13 protein-coding genes are annotated in these 18,923 nt (G+C 52.6%); 4 read left to right on the top strand and 9 right to left on the bottom strand.

What is annotated here, in order from left to right:
- The first annotated feature begins 284 nt into the window (after positions 1-284).
- The 4 genes from rpoB (at position 285) to L2097_RS24960 (ending at position 10,764) form a co-directional block, all read left to right on the top strand.
- Positions 285-4,313, top strand: a complete 4,029-nt coding sequence (rpoB, locus tag L2097_RS24975; RefSeq protein WP_047372259.1) for a DNA-directed RNA polymerase subunit beta — start codon at positions 285-287, stop codon at positions 4,311-4,313.
- 76 nt (positions 4,314-4,389) lie between these two features.
- A complete protein-coding gene (rpoC, locus tag L2097_RS24970) occupies positions 4,390-8,613 on the top strand; it encodes a DNA-directed RNA polymerase subunit beta' (protein ID WP_047372258.1) in 4,224 nt (1,407 codons plus the stop codon).
- Positions 8,614-9,131: 518 nt separating this feature from the next.
- On the top strand, positions 9,132-10,385 hold the full coding sequence (gene ulaA, locus L2097_RS24965; RefSeq protein WP_047372257.1) for a PTS ascorbate transporter subunit IIC: 1,254 nt from the start codon (positions 9,132-9,134) through the stop codon (positions 10,383-10,385).
- A gap of 55 nt (positions 10,386-10,440) precedes the next feature.
- The gene (locus tag L2097_RS24960) at positions 10,441-10,764 is read left to right on the top strand and encodes a cupin domain-containing protein (RefSeq protein WP_047372256.1); all 324 of its coding nucleotides are present in this window, start codon (positions 10,441-10,443) and stop codon (positions 10,762-10,764) included.
- Positions 10,765-10,880: 116 nt separating this feature from the next.
- On the opposite strand, the gene L2097_RS24955 is transcribed toward L2097_RS24960, so the two are convergent.
- The 9 genes from L2097_RS24955 to thiC all read right to left on the bottom strand — a co-directional run bounded on the left by L2097_RS24955 (position 10,881) and on the right by thiC (position 18,910).
- The gene (locus L2097_RS24955; protein ID WP_047372255.1) at positions 10,881-11,201 is read right to left on the bottom strand and encodes a PTS lactose/cellobiose transporter subunit IIA; all 321 of its coding nucleotides are present in this window, start codon (positions 11,199-11,201) and stop codon (positions 10,881-10,883) included.
- 4 nt (positions 11,202-11,205) lie between these two features.
- Entirely contained in the window at positions 11,206-11,511 is a 306-nt protein-coding gene (locus L2097_RS24950) for a PTS sugar transporter subunit IIB (RefSeq protein ID WP_039076854.1), read from the bottom strand.
- A gap of 119 nt (positions 11,512-11,630) precedes the next feature.
- Positions 11,631-13,199: a sensor domain-containing diguanylate cyclase gene (locus L2097_RS24945; RefSeq protein WP_250353867.1), complete on the bottom strand. Its 1,569-nt coding sequence runs from the start codon at positions 13,197-13,199 to the stop codon at positions 11,631-11,633.
- Positions 13,200-13,524: 325 nt separating this feature from the next.
- Positions 13,525-14,679: a 2-iminoacetate synthase ThiH gene (gene thiH / locus L2097_RS24940; protein ID WP_250353866.1), complete on the bottom strand. Its 1,155-nt coding sequence runs from the start codon at positions 14,677-14,679 to the stop codon at positions 13,525-13,527.
- The gene (thiG, locus tag L2097_RS24935) at positions 14,676-15,446 is read right to left on the bottom strand and encodes a thiazole synthase (RefSeq protein ID WP_139800539.1); all 771 of its coding nucleotides are present in this window, start codon (positions 15,444-15,446) and stop codon (positions 14,676-14,678) included. Before thiG ends, thiH begins: the two co-directional genes overlap by 4 nt.
- 1 nt (position 15,447) lies before the next feature.
- Positions 15,448-15,648, bottom strand: a complete 201-nt coding sequence (gene thiS / locus L2097_RS24930) for a sulfur carrier protein ThiS (protein WP_085007312.1) — start codon at positions 15,646-15,648, stop codon at positions 15,448-15,450.
- Complete coding sequence (locus L2097_RS24925) at positions 15,629-16,387, bottom strand: HesA/MoeB/ThiF family protein (RefSeq protein WP_047372250.1); 759 nt, start codon at positions 16,385-16,387, stop codon at positions 15,629-15,631. The genes thiS and L2097_RS24925 overlap by 20 nt, the downstream gene beginning before the upstream one ends.
- Entirely contained in the window at positions 16,380-17,015 is a 636-nt protein-coding gene (gene thiE / locus L2097_RS24920; RefSeq protein ID WP_250353865.1) for a thiamine phosphate synthase, read from the bottom strand. The genes L2097_RS24925 and thiE overlap by 8 nt, the downstream gene beginning before the upstream one ends.
- Positions 17,015-18,910: a phosphomethylpyrimidine synthase ThiC gene (gene thiC / locus L2097_RS24915; RefSeq protein WP_250353864.1), complete on the bottom strand. Its 1,896-nt coding sequence runs from the start codon at positions 18,908-18,910 to the stop codon at positions 17,015-17,017. The genes thiE and thiC overlap by 1 nt, the downstream gene beginning before the upstream one ends.
- Between the last annotated feature and the right edge of the window lie 13 nt (positions 18,911-18,923).

The raw sequence follows: 18,923 nt of genomic DNA, 5'->3' as shown, positions 1-18,923 counted from the left end.
GATGGCTGGTGACTTTTTAGTCACCAGCCATTTTGCGCTGTAAGGCGCCAGCAGCATTTCACACTGTTTGACTGCTGGTAGTCCTGACAATGTTTGTTTCTATCGACGACTTAATATACTGCGACAGGGTTCTCGCTCTGTGTAAATCGCAATGAAATGGTTTAAGCGTGATAGCAACAGATATTGCGGAAAGTATTCAATTTTCCGGTCAACAAAATGGTGTTGCATAAACTGTCCCTCCGATGGACAGAGTGGGTCGACTTGTCAGCGAGCTGAGGAACCCTATGGTTTACTCCTATACCGAGAAAAAACGTATTCGTAAGGATTTTGGTAAACGTCCACAAGTTCTGGACATTCCATATCTCCTTTCTATCCAGCTTGACTCGTTCCAGAAGTTTATCGAGCAAGATCCTGAAGGGCAGTACGGTCTGGAAGCGGCTTTCCGCTCCGTGTTCCCAATTGCCAGCTATAGCGGCAATTCTGAACTGCAGTACGTCAGCTACCGTCTTGGCGAACCTGTATTTGACGTTAAAGAATGTCAAATCCGTGGCGTGACCTATTCCGCACCGCTGCGCGTAAAACTGCGTCTGGTGATCTACGAGCGCGAAGCGCCGGAAGGCACTGTTAAAGACATTAAAGAACAAGAAGTGTACATGGGCGAAATTCCGCTCATGACCGACAACGGTACTTTTGTCATCAACGGTACTGAGCGCGTTATCGTTTCTCAGTTGCACCGTAGTCCTGGCGTTTTCTTCGACAGTGACAAAGGCAAAACCCACTCTTCTGGTAAGGTGCTGTATAACGCACGCATCATCCCTTACCGTGGTTCCTGGCTGGACTTCGAATTCGATCCGAAAGACAACCTGTTTGTCCGTATCGACCGTCGTCGTAAATTGCCTGCAACCATTATTCTGCGTGCACTGGATTACACCACTGAGCAGATTCTTGATCTGTTCTTTGAAAAAGTTGTCTTCGAAATTCGCGACAACAAGCTGCAGATGGAACTGGTGCCGGAGCGCCTGCGTGGCGAGACCGCATCTTTCGACATCGAAGCTAACGGTAAAGTCTATGTAGAAAAAGGCCGCCGCATTACCGCGCGGCATATTCGTCAGCTTGAAAAAGACGAAATTCAACACATCGAAGTACCGGTTGAGTACATCGCGGGTAAAGTCGCGTCCAAAGACTATGTTGATGAGTCTACGGGTGAGCTGATCTGTCCGGCGAACATGGAGCTGAGCCTGGATCTGCTGGCTAAACTGAGTCAGTCCGGTCACAAGCGCATCGAAACGCTGTTCACCAACGATCTGGACCACGGTCCGTACATCTCTGAAACTGTACGCGTCGACCCAACCAATGATCGCCTGAGTGCGCTGGTAGAAATCTATCGCATGATGCGCCCTGGTGAGCCGCCGACTCGTGAAGCTGCTGAAAGCCTGTTCGAGAACCTGTTCTTCTCCGAAGACCGTTATGATCTGTCTGCGGTCGGTCGTATGAAGTTCAACCGTTCTCTGCTGCGTGATGAGATCGAAGGTTCCGGTATCCTGAGCAAAGAAGACATCATCGAAGTGATGAAAAAGCTCATCGATATCCGTAACGGTAAAGGCGAAGTGGACGATATCGACCACCTCGGCAACCGTCGTATCCGTTCCGTTGGCGAAATGGCGGAAAACCAGTTCCGTGTTGGTCTGGTCCGCGTAGAGCGTGCGGTGAAAGAGCGTCTGTCTCTGGGCGATCTGGATACCCTGATGCCTCAGGATATGATCAACGCCAAGCCGATTTCTGCGGCAGTGAAAGAGTTCTTTGGTTCCAGCCAGCTGTCTCAGTTTATGGACCAGAACAACCCGCTGTCTGAGATTACGCACAAACGTCGTATCTCCGCACTCGGCCCTGGCGGTCTGACCCGTGAACGCGCAGGCTTTGAAGTTCGAGACGTACACCCGACTCACTACGGTCGCGTATGTCCTATCGAAACGCCTGAAGGTCCGAACATCGGTCTGATCAACTCCCTGTCCGTGTATGCACAGACTAACGAATACGGTTTCCTCGAGACCCCGTACCGTAAAGTGACTGACGGTGTTGTAACCGACGAAATCCATTACCTGTCTGCTATCGAAGAAGGCAACTACGTTATCGCTCAGGCGAACTCCAACCTGGATGACGAAGGCCACTTTGTAGAAGATCTGGTTACCTGCCGTAGCAAAGGCGAATCCAGCTTGTTCAGCCGCGACCAGGTTGACTACATGGACGTTTCCACCCAGCAGGTGGTTTCTGTCGGTGCGTCCCTGATCCCGTTCCTGGAACACGATGACGCCAACCGTGCATTGATGGGTGCGAACATGCAACGTCAGGCCGTTCCAACTCTGCGCGCTGATAAGCCGCTGGTTGGTACTGGTATGGAACGTGCTGTTGCCGTTGACTCCGGTGTTACTGCGGTTGCTAAACGTGGCGGTATGGTTCAGTACGTGGATGCCTCCCGTATCGTTATCAAAGTTAACGAAGACGAGATGTACCCGGGCGAAGCCGGTATCGACATCTATAACCTGACCAAATACACCCGTTCTAACCAGAACACCTGTATTAACCAGATGCCTTGTGTGTCCCTGGGTGAACCAATCGAGCGCGGTGACGTGCTGGCAGATGGCCCGTCCACCGACCTCGGTGAGCTGGCGCTGGGTCAGAACATGCGTGTGGCATTCATGCCATGGAATGGTTACAACTTCGAAGACTCCATCCTCGTATCCGAGCGTGTTGTTCAGGAAGACCGTTTCACCACCATTCACATCCAGGAACTGGCATGTGTGTCCCGTGACACCAAGCTGGGGCCAGAAGAGATCACTGCTGACATCCCGAACGTGGGTGAAGCTGCGCTCTCCAAACTGGATGAATCCGGTATCGTTTACATCGGTGCGGAAGTGACCGGCGGCGACATTCTGGTTGGTAAGGTAACGCCGAAAGGTGAAACCCAGCTGACGCCAGAAGAAAAACTGCTGCGTGCGATCTTCGGTGAGAAAGCGTCTGACGTTAAAGACTCTTCTCTGCGTGTACCGAACGGTGTCTCTGGTACCGTTATCGACGTTCAGGTCTTTACCCGCGATGGCGTAGAAAAAGACAAACGTGCACTGGAAATCGAAGAGATGCAGCTCAAACAGGCGAAGAAAGACCTGTCTGAAGAACTGCAGATCCTCGAAGCAGGTCTGTTCAGTCGTATCTACGCGGTGCTGGTTTCCGGTGGTGTTGAAGCTGAGAAGCTCGACAAACTGCCGCGTGACCGCTGGCTGGAACTGGGCCTGACCGACGAAGATAAACAAAATCAGCTGGAACAACTGGCTGAGCAGTATGACGAACTGAAACACGAGTTCGAGAAAAAACTCGAAGCGAAACGCCGCAAAATCACTCAGGGCGATGATCTGGCACCGGGCGTGCTGAAAATCGTTAAGGTTTATCTGGCCGTTAAACGTCAGATTCAACCGGGTGACAAAATGGCAGGTCGTCACGGTAACAAGGGTGTTATCTCTAAGATCAACCCGATCGAAGATATGCCGCACGATGCTAACGGTACGCCGGTAGATATCGTACTGAACCCGCTGGGCGTACCGTCTCGTATGAACATCGGTCAGATTCTGGAAACCCACCTGGGTATGGCTGCGAAAGGTATCGGCGATAAGATCAACGCCATGCTGAAACAGCAGCAAGAAGTCGCCAAACTGCGCGAATTCATCCAGAAAGCGTATGACCTCGGTGCCGACGTTCGTCAGAAAGTTGACCTGAACACCTTCAGCGATGAAGAAGTACTGCGTCTGGCTGAGAACCTGAAAAAAGGTATGCCGATCGCAACGCCAGTATTCGACGGTGCGAAAGAGTCTGAAATCAAGGAACTGTTACAGCTGGGTGGCCTGCCGACTTCCGGTCAGATCACACTGTTCGACGGTCGTACCGGTGAGCAGTTCGAGCGCCAGGTTACCGTTGGCTACATGTACATGCTGAAACTGAACCACCTGGTTGATGACAAGATGCACGCGCGTTCTACCGGTTCTTACAGCCTGGTTACTCAGCAGCCGCTGGGTGGTAAGGCGCAGTTCGGTGGTCAGCGCTTCGGGGAGATGGAAGTGTGGGCGCTGGAAGCATACGGCGCAGCATACACCCTGCAGGAAATGCTTACCGTTAAGTCTGATGACGTGAACGGTCGTACCAAGATGTATAAAAACATCGTGGACGGCAACCATCAGATGGAGCCGGGCATGCCGGAATCCTTCAACGTACTGTTGAAAGAGATTCGTTCGCTGGGTATCAACATCGAACTGGAAGACGAGTAATTCTCGCTCAAACAGGTCACTGGTGTCGGGTTAACCCCCGACACCAGATTGTGCTAACTCCGACGGGAGCAAATCCGTGAAAGATTTATTAAAGTTTCTGAAAGCGCAGACTAAAACCGAAGAGTTTGATGCGATCAAAATTGCTCTGGCTTCGCCAGACATGATCCGTTCATGGTCTTTCGGTGAAGTTAAAAAGCCGGAAACCATCAACTACCGTACGTTCAAGCCTGAGCGTGACGGCCTTTTCTGTGCGCGTATTTTCGGGCCAGTAAAAGACTACGAGTGCCTGTGCGGTAAGTACAAGCGCCTGAAACACCGTGGTGTGATCTGTGAGAAGTGCGGCGTTGAAGTGACCCAGACTAAAGTACGCCGTGAGCGTATGGGCCACATCGAACTGGCATCTCCAACTGCGCACATCTGGTTCCTGAAATCTCTGCCGTCCCGTATCGGTCTGCTGCTGGATATGCCGCTGCGCGATATCGAACGTGTTCTGTACTTCGAATCCTATGTGGTTATCGAAGGCGGTATGACGAACCTGGAACGTAACCAGATCCTTACCGAAGAACAGTATCTGGACGCGCTGGAAGAGTTCGGTGACGAATTCGACGCGAAAATGGGTGCGGAAGCTATTCAGGCCCTGCTGAAAAGCATGGATCTGGAGCAAGAGTGCGAGCAGCTGCGTGAAGAGCTGAACGAAACCAACTCCGAAACCAAGCGTAAAAAGCTGACCAAGCGTATCAAGCTGTTGGAAGCGTTCGTTCAGTCTGGTAACAAACCAGAGTGGATGATCCTGACCGTTCTGCCGGTTCTGCCGCCAGATCTGCGTCCGCTGGTTCCGCTGGATGGTGGTCGTTTCGCAACGTCGGATCTGAACGATCTGTACCGTCGCGTGATCAACCGTAACAACCGTCTGAAACGTCTGCTGGATCTGGCTGCGCCGGACATCATCGTACGCAACGAAAAACGTATGCTGCAGGAAGCGGTTGACGCCCTGCTGGATAACGGTCGTCGCGGTCGTGCGATCACCGGTTCCAACAAACGTCCTCTGAAATCTTTGGCCGATATGATCAAAGGTAAACAGGGTCGTTTCCGTCAGAACCTGCTCGGTAAGCGTGTTGACTACTCCGGTCGTTCTGTAATTACCGTAGGTCCATACCTGCGTCTGCATCAGTGCGGTCTGCCGAAGAAAATGGCACTGGAACTGTTCAAACCGTTCATCTACGGCAAGCTGGAACTGCGTGGCCTCGCCACCACCATCAAAGCCGCTAAGAAAATGGTTGAGCGTGAAGAAGCTGTCGTTTGGGATATCCTGGACGAAGTGATCCGCGAACACCCGGTACTGTTGAACCGTGCGCCAACCCTGCACCGTCTGGGTATCCAGGCCTTTGAACCGGTACTGATCGAAGGTAAAGCTATTCAGCTGCACCCGCTGGTTTGTGCGGCGTATAACGCCGACTTCGATGGTGACCAGATGGCTGTCCACGTACCGCTGACGCTGGAAGCCCAGCTGGAAGCGCGTGCGCTGATGATGTCTACCAACAACATCCTGTCTCCGGCGAACGGCGAACCTATCATCGTTCCGTCTCAGGACGTTGTACTGGGTCTGTACTATATGACCCGTGACAAAATCAATGCCAAAGGCGAAGGCATGGTGTTGACTGGCCCGAAAGAAGCGGAGCGTCTGTACCGTTCTGGCCAGGCTGAGCTGCATGCTCGCGTTAAAGTACGTATCACTGAGTTTGAAAAAAATGCTCAGGGCGAATTTACGTCTAAAACCAGCCTGATCGATACGACGGTAGGTCGTGCGATTCTGTGGATGATTGTGCCGAAAGGTCTGCCGTTCTCTATCGTGAACCAGCCGCTGGGCAAAAAAGCAATCTCCAAAATGCTGAACACCTGTTACCGCATTCTGGGTCTGAAACCGACTGTAATCTTTGCTGACCAGACCATGTATACCGGTTTTGCGTATGCAGCACGTTCTGGCGCCTCTGTTGGTATCGACGATATGGTTATCCCGGCGAAAAAAGCCGAGATCATCGCCGAAGCCGAAGCAGAAGTTGCTGAGATTCAGGAACAGTTCCAGTCCGGTCTGGTAACAGCGGGCGAACGCTATAACAAAGTTATCGATATCTGGGCCGCGGCGAACGATCGCGTATCCAAAGCGATGATGGATAACCTGCAGACTGAAACGGTTATTAACCGTAAAGGTGAAGAAGAACAGCAGGTTTCCTTTAACAGCATCTACATGATGGCTGACTCCGGTGCGCGTGGTTCTGCAGCACAGATTCGTCAGCTGGCAGGTATGCGTGGTCTGATGGCGAAGCCGGATGGCTCCATCATCGAAACGCCAATCACCGCGAACTTCCGTGAAGGTCTGAACGTACTCCAGTACTTCATCTCCACGCACGGTGCGCGTAAAGGTCTGGCGGATACCGCACTGAAAACAGCGAACTCCGGTTACCTGACCCGTCGTCTGGTTGACGTGGCACAGGACCTGGTCGTCACTGAAGATGACTGTGGCACTCTGGAAGGCATCACCATGACCCCGGTTATCGAGGGTGGCGATGTTAAAGAGCCGCTGCGCGATCGCGTACTGGGCCGTGTCACTGCGGAAGACGTTCTCAAACCGGGTACCGCAGACATTCTGGTTCCGCGTAACACGCTGCTGAACGAACAATGGTGTGACCTGTTAGAAGTGAACTCCGTTGACTCCGTTAAGGTTCGCTCCGTTGTATCCTGTGACACCGACTTTGGTGTTTGTGCGCACTGCTATGGTCGTGACCTGGCGCGTGGCCACATCATCAACAAAGGTGAAGCGATCGGTGTTATCGCAGCACAGTCCATCGGTGAGCCAGGTACACAGCTGACGATGCGTACGTTCCATATTGGTGGTGCGGCATCTCGTGCGGCTGCTGAATCCAGCATCCAGGTGAAAAACAAAGGTAGCATCAAGCTCAGCAACGCGAAATCGGTTGTGAACTCCAGCGGTAAACTGGTGGTGACCTCCCGTAACACCGAGCTGAAATTGATCGACGAATTCGGTCGTACCAAAGAGAGCTATAAAGTGCCTTACGGTGCTGTTATGGCGAAAGGCGATGGTGAGCAGGTTGCCGGCGGTGAAACCGTAGCAAACTGGGATCCGCACACCATGCCGGTTATCACCGAAGTGAGTGGTTTCATCCGCTTCACTGACATGATCGACGGTCAGACCATTACGCGTCAGACCGACGAACTGACCGGTCTGTCTTCTCTGGTGGTTCTGGATTCTGCTGAACGTACCGCGGGTGGTAAAGACCTGCGTCCGGCACTGAAAATCGTTGACGGCCAGGGTAACGATGTTCTGATCCCAGGTACCGATATGCCTGCTCAGTACTTCCTGCCAGGTAAAGCGATTGTTCAACTGGAAGATGGCGTACAGATCAGCTCTGGTGACACCCTGGCGCGTATTCCGCAGGAATCCGGCGGTACCAAGGATATCACCGGTGGTCTGCCGCGCGTTGCGGACCTGTTCGAAGCACGTCGTCCGAAAGAGCCGGCTATCCTGGCTGAAATCAGCGGTATTATTTCCTTCGGTAAAGAGACCAAAGGGAAACGTCGTCTGGTTATCACCCCGGTAGACGGTAGCGATCCATACGAAGAGATGATTCCGAAATGGCGTCAGCTCAACGTGTTCGAAGGTGAACGTGTAGAACGTGGTGACGTGGTTTCCGACGGTCCGGAAGCGCCGCACGACATTCTGCGTCTGCGTGGTGTGCATGCTGTGACTCGTTACATCGTTAACGAAGTTCAGGACGTATACCGTCTGCAGGGCGTTAAGATTAACGATAAACACATTGAAGTTATCGTTCGTCAGATGCTGCGTAAAGCCACCATCGAAAGCGCAGGTAGCTCCGACTTCCTGGAAGGCGAGCAGGTTGAATACTCCCGCGTCAAGATTGCTAACCGCGATCTGGAAGCGAACGGCAAAATCGGTGCGACCTTCTCGCGCGATCTGCTGGGTATCACCAAAGCGTCTCTGGCAACCGAATCGTTCATCTCTGCGGCATCGTTCCAGGAGACTACCCGTGTCCTGACCGAAGCAGCCGTTGCGGGCAAACGCGACGAACTGCGTGGCCTGAAAGAGAACGTTATCGTGGGTCGTCTGATCCCGGCTGGTACCGGTTATGCGTACCACCAGGATCGTATGCGCCGTCGCGCAGCGGGCGAACTGCCGGCTGCACCGCAGGTTACTGCAGAAGATGCTTCTGCAAGCCTGGCAGAACTGCTGAACGCAGGTCTGGGCGGTTCCGACAACGAGTAATCGTTGCTGACACGTTGATGTAAGTTAAGCTGCACCCCAAAGGTTGGGTTCCAACTGAATAGGGTGCAGTTTTTTTTTGCCTTTTCATGCCAGATTTTCCTTCCCCCCCTTTTCAGTCAAACCTTCACCACACCACCATTCTCAATAAGTAAAATCCTGGATTAATTAAAATGAAATGGTGTTTTAGTTGTCTTCGTCACAATTTCTTTTCCTCTGTTTGTTAAAATACGCCCCGTTAGCATGCCTTTACCCAGGCCATTTTCGTGACCAGAAAGAAGGGGCTTTATTTTCAAATCCTGATAGTAAGTCTTATGTTCAGATTTATAACGACTGGTTAATTTTAACCAGCGCGTCGCTATAGCATTAAATAATGCAATCCTGTTTAGGTTGCTAAATTATAACAATAATTCTGAGAGTTATTCTTAGGGCTCAGCTCGTTTTAATATTACTGAAATACTAACTAAAAGATACAAATCATTATCAGTTAATAATCAATGCTTACGGTGGAAGGGTTTATTATGGATTACGTCATTAAAATATTAGGTACGCCAGCAATAATTATAGCTTTTATTGCTTTTCTGGGATTGGCTCTACAAAAAAGTAGCATTACGAATATTATCAAAGGAACGCTCCTTGCTTTTATTGGCTTTGTTTTAATAAAAACCGGTGGCAGCATACTTGGTGGTGTTCTGACGATGTTCAGTGATCTGTTCACTAATGCATTCGGCTTACGGGGAGTTGTTCCAAGCAATGAAGCTATCATGGCATTGACTATTGATAAGCTGGGCAGGCCTGCCGCATTTATTTTGTTCTTTGCGATGATTATTAACGTCCTGCTGGCACGCTATACCCGTTTTAAAGCGATATACCTGTCGCTGCATCTGATAGTCTTTATGTCATTTTCCGTTACCGCAGCCCTCATTGGCCTTGGCTATGGTGAGCAATTTGCTATTATTTTTGGCTCTGTGGTCATTGGCACTTACATGGCCGTTTTTCCTACCATATTGTCACGCTTTAGCCGTAAAATTATTGGCCATAATGATTATTGCATAGCCCATGCGGCATCCAGTTCCTATATTATTGGCTCTTATTTAGGGAAATGGTTTGGCAATACAGCGACTAACGTTGAAGAAGTGAAAGTTAGCGATAAATTCAGCTTTCTCAAGAATGCCGATGTTGCCACTTTTCTGACTATGTTTTGTCTGTTGGGTATTTCTTCTATATTCGCTGAACATGCTTTCCTCGATAAGATGTTAGCGGGTAAACCTTATCTGGTTTGGTTATTAGAAAAATCAGCTACCTTTGCTGGTGGTTTGTATATAGCCAAGAAAGGTGTGGTCATGTTTACCGAGGAAATCGTGCCCGCTTTCAAAGGCTTTTCTCAAATTGTTGCGCCTGGCTCTATTCCCGCGGTGGATCCGATGGTGTTGTTTGATAAGTCCCCGAACGCGGTACTCATTGGTTTTCTGGTGAGCTTTATGGCGGAGCTGTGCTGCGTTGCACTGTTCCCGTTTATTGGCCTGCCAGTGATTATTCCCGGCATCATGGCGAGTTTTATTACCGGCGGTAGTGCTGCTATTTTTGGTAATGCGACCGGTGGCTTGCGGGGGGCATTGATCGCCAGTTTCGTAAACGGTCTGCTGCTGTGCATTCTGCCTGCATTAGTACTGCCGTTGTTCAGCCACCTGGGTGTTGACAGTGTGACCTTCGCTGACCCTGATTTCACATTCCTGTCAGCCATTATTAAATACACGTTTGGTTTGGCTCATTAATAGTACTGCAGGCCATATATAAGGCCTGCAAAGTCTGTTTTAGCGAGGTGTAAGAATGTTTATTTATAAAAATGAGACGGTGCTGGAAGATTTGGGTAACGGTGTCAATCGCAGAATTCTGGCCCATGGTGGCACGATGATGGCGGTGGAGGTTAACTTTACAAAAGGTGCCGTAGGACCGATGCATAGCCACCCGCATGAGCAGCTCACTTATGTGTTGTCCGGACGCTTTAGCTTTACGATTGATGGCGTGACGAAAGAGGTCAGCGCTGGCGATACTCTCTACAAAAAGCCACATGTTGAGCACGGTTGTGTTTGTCTGGAAGCGGGAACGTTGCTGGATACCTTCACGCCGCAACGTGAAGACTTTTTGTCCTAAGCGTTTCCGCGCTTAATGACAATAACATCCGTATCGTACCCAGGAATGCGCGTTGGCAATGGCTAAATAGCAAAATGCCCGACTTGTCGGGCATCATGCATGACTGAAAAGAGGGATTATTGATTAACGGGCGGCAGGCGGCGGTAGAGCTCAATCATGTCTCCGGCCAAATCCTGGATGACCATCGCATTCATCAGATGATCCTGAGAATGGACGGTAATCAAGTTGACCGGCAGTTTTCCGGTACCCTCATCAAGACCAATAAGCTGGGTCTGTATTTTATGCGCGTTTTTAACGAACTCATGGGATTCTTCCATGGCCTGCTCCGCGCCGGAAAAATCGCCTTTACGCGCCAGTTGCAGCGCCGTCAGCGCCTGGCTACGTGCTGCGCCTGCATTAACTAACAGCTCCATAATGATGGTTTCTAAATCTTCCACGCGCTTACTCCATCAGCTTGAGGGCTTTTTCCAGAACGACATCACCTTTCATCATGCCGTAATCCATCATATCGATAACCGCGACCTTTTTGCCCAGCGGTTCAGCCTGCGCCTGCAACTTGGCCTGCTCATATTTCACCTGCGGCCCGAGCAGTACAATATCAGCGGTAGCGATATTGTCTTTAAACTCAGCGACGGGAACGGCTTTAATGGAAACTTCTACCCCTTTTTTCTGCGCTGCGTCTTTCATGCGTTGAACCAGCATGCTGGTGGACATCCCCGCAGCACAGCATAAAACGATGTTTTTCATAGTCAGCCTCGATGTGGATGGGATAATTGATAATTATCCCGTGCCGGCCCCTTCAACAACCGCATTTCCATGAATGTGTGTATAGCATCACAAACATTCACTACGCCGCCTGAAACCGGTTACAACGAGGTTGACGAATCGGAGGGAAGCGACTTACTGCACGACACGATTTGGTTTTTGCCCTGCTGTTTCGCCCGGTAAAGCGCCTCATCAACGCTATTAACCAGTTGCTCCAGCGGCTCCATCTGCCACTCGCCTAGCCCGGCGCTAAAGGTTACGTTAAGGCCTTCTTCGCGCCAGTCACGATTGGCCACATTGATGCGCCACTGTTCAAGGAGAGGGTGCGCATTAGCCATATGTTCACCCGGGAAGATAACGGCAAACTCTTCGCCTCCATAACGGTACAGGGAAATATGCTGAGGTTGTAAAACCTGTAGTCCCTCCCTGGCGACGTTCCGTAACACAATGTCACCGCTCAGGTGCCCCCAGGTATCGTTGATGGACTTAAAGTTGTCGATATCAACCAGCGCCAGCGCAAACTCCTTATTTTCGTTCATGAGTGAGGCAATATCGCCATCAAACGCCCGCCGGTTTTTACAGTTGGTGAGCGCATCCATGGTGGCCTGACGCACCCAGTTTTGCTCTCGTTCTTTATTGGTCAAAATCGCCTTACTGAGCATTAGCTCCAGTTTCGGGGCGCTTTTAACATCACCTGTTTCAATGGCATTAATGATATTCATCAACACCGTGCGTGAGGCATGGCGTAAATACAGACCGAACAGGATGATGATTATCGCCGCCGCAGCAAAGCCCCAGATGACCGTTAAACTTTCATGGCGCAGCAGGTTATCCATCGTCGTGTCCGTGACTTTAAAAATCGCAAACCAGTCCGGGTTGGTCAGTGAACTGTAGTAATACCAGCAATGGAATTGCTCATCATAGAGGATACCTTCGCCGCTGGTCATTTCCGCCGTTAGCGCCGGGCGGATTGCTGTATTGAACAATATCCCTGTGTCAGGATGCATCATTATTTTCCCGTCACGATCGACCACGAAAAATTCCCCCTGGGTAGGAGACTGCATTTTTCGCAGGCCGAAACTCATTGAGGCGAGATCAAGATGAAACGCCAGCGTCCCCTTTAAGCGACCTTCCGGTGAAATGACCGGTTTGTAGAGTGTGATGGTGGGTTTATGGGTAAAGTAGTCGCTGTAGGTACCGGTATACTGACTTAACATCCGCGCTTCGGCTTGATGGACAAACCACGGTCGAGTCTGCGGCTGAAAGCGCTGGCTCTCTTCGGTGTTGAGGACTTCCGGCGCGCGCAGATGATGGCCTTGTGGATCCGCAAGGGAGATAGAGGAAACGGAAGGCATTAACGACAGTATCTGCATTAATGTCTGCAAGCCTTCCTCTGCCCCTGAGTTTACCATCGTGTTGAGTCGGTCATTATGGGCAAAATAGCTGGCGGCGCGGTCAAGGATAAATTCATCCTCCTGCAGAACCGTCTCGGTATAATTTGCCGCTATGTTGTGGGTAAATGCTAGGTTAACTTTATGATAATCGTCAAGATTATCTTTGCGCTGGCTCAGTGTCACCAGAGCGGCGATCACCACAAAGCAGACAAAGATACCGATAAAGCTCACCAGAACAGGCATCGTGAAGGAAAGCTTTTTGCTGTGTATTTTCATGATCTTCGGGTGTGATGGACAGTGAACAGAAAAAGTATAGGGAAGCGTAGCGAACAGGGGGAAAACTATTACCGATACTGCATTTTTATGTTTATCTGATCAATATTACATCAATCAGCATACTGTGTGGTAATGGTGCTTTTTTAAATGAGTATTATGCTGACTTATATCAATTAAATAGTTTTATTATAATTTTAAGAGGCGGGGTGGCAGCGAGAAATATGTCCACCCCGGTCAGCATCCATTGCTGACAGGCGCAGAGTAGAAAATTGGGGCGTCGTCCTCAACGTCCCGATAGGCGTGATGCGCGGCGTCTCGAAAGATATCAGCGCGTGACTGCAACGTTGCCATTTTCTTGCGGCGTTCTTCCCAACCAACTGTCCCAGTCTTTCCACACGGGTTGTAAACCTCGTGCTGCCAGCGCGCTGGCTACCTGTTCTGGCCGACGGTTATCATGCGGTGAAAATTGTTCCAGCTCCGGATGATTATCGGCATAACCACCGGGTTGTGTTTTGGAAAATGCGCTGACGTTATTGATGGCCAGCGGCACCACATGATCACGAAACCAGGGGGATTCACGTGTTGAGAGTGACAGTTCGATTTCTGGTGAAAAGAGTCGAAAAGCGCAAATGGTCTGCACTAGCTGACGCTCATCCATAATCGACGCGGGCTCAATGCCGCCAGCGCAAGGGCGTAAGCGGGGAAACGAAACAGAAAAACGGCTTTGCCAGTAGCGCTGCTGTAGCCATAACAAATGCTCCGCCATCATGTAACAGTCCACCCGCCAGCTGTCAGAAAGGCCAATCAACGCGCCAAGGCCGATTTTATCGATACCCGCCTGGCCGAGCCTGTCCGGCGTCTCCAGGCGCCAGAAAAAATCCTGTTTCTTGCCGCGCAGATGATGCCGGGCATACTGTGCTTCGTGCCAGGTTTCCTGATACACCATGACGCCATCCAGCCCCAGTGTTTTCAGCTCGGCATATTCCTCCATGGAGAGTGGCTGTACTTCCATCTGCAATGAGGCGAACTGGCGACGAATCGTCGGCAGGTGACGGCGGAAATAGTCCATTCCCACTTTTCCCTGGTGCTCGCCTGTGACCAGCAGCAAATGTTCGAACCCCATTTCACGGATGGCTGCACATTCGCGCGCGATATCAGATTCATCGAGCGTCTTGCGCTTGATGTGGTTACTCATCGAAAAGCCACAGTAGGTACAGTCGTTGGCGCATAAGTTAGAGAGGTACAACGGGACGTAAAAGCTCACCGTATTGCCAAAGCGCTGGCGTGTGAGACGCTGTGCTTTTTGTGCCAGAGGCTCCAGATAAGCGCCGGCGGCAGGAGAGAGCAGGGCCATTAAGTCATCGCGGGTCGGGCGCGCGGCATTCAGGGCTCGCTCCACATCGACCGCCGTTTTACTGCTAATACGTAGCCGAAGATCATCCCAGTTCAGCGTGCGCCAGTAATCGGTAAACGTCTTCATACGCTGGCCTCCAGAAAACCGGTAAGCGGGCTGGTGGCAACAGCATGCGAATGACGCGCGCCGGGAACCGCCCGCCGTGCCAGCATGCCGGCCTCAACCGCCAGACGGAACGCATGCGCCATTGTTACCGGATCGTCAGCCACGGCAATCGCCGTATTCACCAGAACTGCATCAGCGCCCATTTCCAGCGCCTGCGTTGCATGGCTGGGGACGCCAATACCGGCATCGACCACCACCGGCACGGTCGCCTGTTCGATGATGATCTCCAGCATCGCGCGTGTTTCCAGCCCCTGGTTGGAACCAATGGGTGCGCCCAGAGGCATGACGGCGGCACAACCGACCTCTTCGAGACGCTTACATAACACCGGATCTGCGCCACAGTAAGGCAACACGACAAATCCCTGTTTCACCAGCGCTTCTGCCGCTTTCAGCGTCTCGATAGGGTCCGGCAAAAGCCAGCGGGCATCCGGGTGGATTTCCAGTTTCAACCAGTGCGTGCCCAGTGCTTCGCGTGCCAGTTGCGCGGCAAAAATGGCTTCTTGCGCCGTTTTCGCTCCTGATGTGTTAGGCAGCAGCGTGACGCCGGCTGCCAGTAGTGGCGCGAGGATGGCATCGTTATGCTGACGTAAATCCACGCGTTTCATCGCCAGTGTGACTAACTGGCTGCCGGAAGCGCGAATGGCATCAACCATCAGCGCTGCGTTGGCAAATTTCCCGGTGCCGGTAAACAAATGTGAATCAAATTGTTTGTCTGCAATGCGTAACATCTCAGCCCCCTGCAATAACCTGGAAAAGCAGGATCTGGTCGCCGTCCTGCACGATATGCTCTTCCCACCGCTCACGCGGGAGAATTTGCTGATTAAGCGCCAACGCGGCGCCGGGTTTTAACTGATCAAGTTGCTGCAAAAGGGCCGTGATGCTCAGCGCATCGTCGAGTTGCATTGGGCTGTCATTGAACTGGATGTGCATGTAGCCCTCCGCAAACCGGGCAATCGCTGGCCCGGCGTAATGCCAGGCTGCGCCAGTTGTTGGCGCGGGCGTCGAACAGGCGCAATTCCCCGCTGGTGGTAGTTATCCCGCTCAAAAGCTTGATGGCTTCCAGCGCCTGTAATGTGCCCATTACACCAACCACCGGACCGATCACACCGGCGGTACGACAGTTACGTTCGGGCTCCTGTTCATCTGGCCACAAACAGCGATAGCAACCATGGGTCCACGGCGGTGTGAGCACCATCAACTGCCCCCCGAAACCCACGGCGCTGGCGGTAATCAACGGTGTGCTGGTGCTGACGCAGGCGGCATTAATCGCCTGACGTGTCGCCATATTGTCGGTGCAATCGAGTACCAGATCGGCATTGTCCACCGCGTGGCGCAACGCCTCGCCGGAAAGGCGTTGCTCAAGGGCGAACAGTGAAATTTCCGGGTTGAGCCGCCCCAGGCGCTGCCTGGCGACCTGTGATTTCGACCGCGCGATATCGTCAGTGGTAAACACAATCTGCCGTTGCAGGTTACTCAGATGCACGTCGTCGTCGTCGGCCAGCACCAGCGTTCCCACGCCAGCACCTGCCAGGTAGAGCGCGGCGGGGGAGCCTAACCCGCCTAATCCGACAATCAGCACCCGACTGGCGAGCAGTTTTTGTTGCCCGTCAATGGCGATATCTTCCAGCAACATCTGGCGGCTATAACGCATAAAGTCACGATCATTCATCGCCAACCCCCGCCAGATCCAGTAATTGCGCCGTTGCCTTACGCCAGTCAGCCGCCTGCGTAATAGCGCTGACGACCGCAATACTGCCTGTGCCGGTCGCAAGCACTTCGGGCGCGCGTGCAAGGCTGATCCCGCCGATGGCGACGGTCGGATAATCGGCAAGCCTTTTGATATGGCGTGCCAGTTGTTCCAGCCCCTGCGGTGCCGAAGGCATCTGTTTCGTCTGCGTCGGGAAGACATGGCCAAGGGCGATATAGGACGGGCGTGCGGCGAGCGCCACGTCAATTTCCATATCGTCGTGAGTCGATACGCCGAGACGCAGGCCCGCCGCCTGAATCGCTTTCAGGTCGGTGGTTTCCAGGTCTTCCTGGCCCAGATGTACGCCGTACGCGTTATGTTTTATCGCCAGTCGCCAGTAGTCATTGATAAACAGGCGGGCGTTGTAGCGACGCCCCAGCGCAATGGCAGCAACCACGTCGGGCTCAACCTCTTCGTCACGCTTCTCTTTGATGCGTAACTGAATGGTTCGTACACCGGCTTCAAGCAGGCGTTCAATCCACGCCACGCTATCGACCACCGGGTAAAGGCCTAAACGCAGGGGGACCCGCGGGAAATCTGGTTGGTACATCAGACTTCCTCCTTTTTGAGATAGATCTCACCGCCTTTGGCGCGGAAGGTTTCAGACATATCAGCCATCCCCACTTCAATGGTCTGGCCTGCGGCGTAATCCCGCACTTCCTGGCTGATCTTCATTGAGCAGAATTTCGGTCCGCACATGGAGCAGAAGTGGGCGACTTTACCGGACTCCTGCGGCAGGGTTTCATCGTGATAGGCACGGGCGGTGAACGGGTCAAGCGCCAGGTTGAACTGGTCTTCCCAGCGGAATTCGAAACGCGCTTTGGACATGGCGTTATCGCGGATCTGCGCACCGGGATGGCCTTTCGCCAGATCCGCTGCGTGGGCGGCGATCTTGTAGGTAATCAGTCCTTGTTTCACATCCTCTTTGTTTGGCAGGCCGAGATGCTCTTTTGGCGTGACATAGCAGAGCATGGCGCAGCCAAACCAGCCGATCATTGCCGCGCCAATCCCGGAGGTGAAGTGGTCATAACCCGGTGCGATATCGGTCGTCAACGGCCCCAGCGTGTAGAACGGCGCTTCATGACAATGCTCAAGCTCTTCGGTCATGTTGCGGCGAATCATCTGCATCGGTACGTGCCCAGGGCCTTCAATCATCACCTGCACATCGTATTCCCAGGCAATTTTGGTCAGTTCGCCCAGCGTATGCAGTTCGGCAAACTGCGCTGCGTCGTTGGCATCCTGAATCGAGCCTGGACGCAGACCATCGCCGAGAGAGAGCGAGACATCATAGGTGGCGCAGATTTCACAGATTTCGCGGAAGTGTTCGTAGAGGAAGTTTTCCTGATGGTGAGACAGGCACCACTTCGCCATGATAGAACCGCCGCGCGAGACGATGCCGGTCAGGCGTTTGGCGGTCATCGGCACGTAGCGCAGCAGCACGCCGGCGTGAATGGTGAAGTAGTCGACACCTTGCTCAGCCTGCTCCAGCAGGGTGTCACGGAAGGCTTCCCAGGTCAGGTTTTCGGCGATGCCGTTCACCTTCTCTAATGCCTGGTAGATCGGCACAGTACCAATCGGCACCGGGCTGTTACGCAGGATCCATTCGCGGGTTTCGTGAATATAGCGGCCCGTTGAGAGGTCCATTACCGTATCCGCGCCCCAGCGCGTGGACCACACCAGCTTTTCGACCTCTTCTTCGATGGAGGAGGTGACCGCCGAGTTGCCGATGTTGGCGTTGACCTTCACCAGGAAATTGCGCCCGATAATCATTGGTTCCGATTCCGGGTGGTTGATGTTGGCGGGAATGATGGCGCGTCCGGCTGCCACTTCGTCGCGCACGAATTCCGCGGTGATATTTTCTGGCAGGTTAGCGCCAAAGCTGTGGCCAGGATGCTGCTGGCGCAACACCTCGCCACGGATACGCTCGCGACCCATGTTTTCACGAATGGCGATGAACTCCATTTCCGGGGTCACAATCCCCTGGCGCGCATAATGCAGTTGGGTAACACACTGGCCCGCTTTGGCCCGTTTCGGTGTCAGTAAACCGCTAAAACGCAGGTCGTTCAGGCCATCATCCGCAAGCCGCTCCCTGGTGTACACAGAACTGCGATCGCGCAGTTCTTCGGTATCATCACGGGCGTCAATCCACGGCTGACGCAGTTTTGCCAGCCCTTGCTGTACGTCGATAGCCACATTCGGGTCGCCATAAGGACCGGAGGTGTCATAGACCGGAATCGCCTCATTTTCTTCGTATTGGGGGTTGTCTTTCGAGCCGCCGATAAGCGTCGGGCTAAGCTGGATTTCGCGCATCGGAATACGAATATCAGGCTGGGAGCCGGTGATGTAGATGCGTTTTGAGTTCGGGAATGCGGTGCCTTCCAGCGTGTCGATAAAATGTTGCGCCTGGGCGCGTTGTTCACGGCGTGTAAGTTGATTTGCAGACATAGCTCATTCCGGA

It is taken from the genome of Citrobacter sp. MNAZ 1397 (assembly GCF_023613995.1).
GTDB lineage: Bacteria > Pseudomonadota > Gammaproteobacteria > Enterobacterales > Enterobacteriaceae > Phytobacter > Phytobacter ursingii.
This window is presented reverse-complemented; position numbering and strand designations above follow the sequence as displayed.

Coding starts and splice junctions, on each gene's coding strand:
- rpoB (WP_047372259.1), top strand. CDS start 285: ATGGTTTACTCCTATACCGAGAAAAAACGTATTCGTAAGGATTTTGGT.
- ulaA (WP_047372257.1), top strand. CDS start 9,132: ATGGATTACGTCATTAAAATATTAGGTACGCCAGCAATAATTATAGCT.
- L2097_RS24960 (WP_047372256.1), top strand. CDS start 10,441: ATGTTTATTTATAAAAATGAGACGGTGCTGGAAGATTTGGGTAACGGT.
- L2097_RS24950 (WP_039076854.1), bottom strand. CDS start 11,511: ATGAAAAACATCGTTTTATGCTGTGCTGCGGGGATGTCCACCAGCATG.
- L2097_RS24945 (WP_250353867.1), bottom strand. CDS start 13,199: ATGAAAATACACAGCAAAAAGCTTTCCTTCACGATGCCTGTTCTGGTG.
- thiH (WP_250353866.1), bottom strand. CDS start 14,679: ATGAAGACGTTTACCGATTACTGGCGCACGCTGAACTGGGATGATCTT.
- thiG (WP_139800539.1), bottom strand. CDS start 15,446: ATGTTACGCATTGCAGACAAACAATTTGATTCACATTTGTTTACCGGC.
- thiS (WP_085007312.1), bottom strand. CDS start 15,648: ATGCACATCCAGTTCAATGACAGCCCAATGCAACTCGACGATGCGCTG.
- L2097_RS24925 (WP_047372250.1), bottom strand. CDS start 16,387: ATGAATGATCGTGACTTTATGCGTTATAGCCGCCAGATGTTGCTGGAA.
- thiE (WP_250353865.1), bottom strand. CDS start 17,015: ATGTACCAACCAGATTTCCCGCGGGTCCCCCTGCGTTTAGGCCTTTAC.
- thiC (WP_250353864.1), bottom strand. CDS start 18,910: ATGTCTGCAAATCAACTTACACGCCGTGAACAACGCGCCCAGGCGCAA.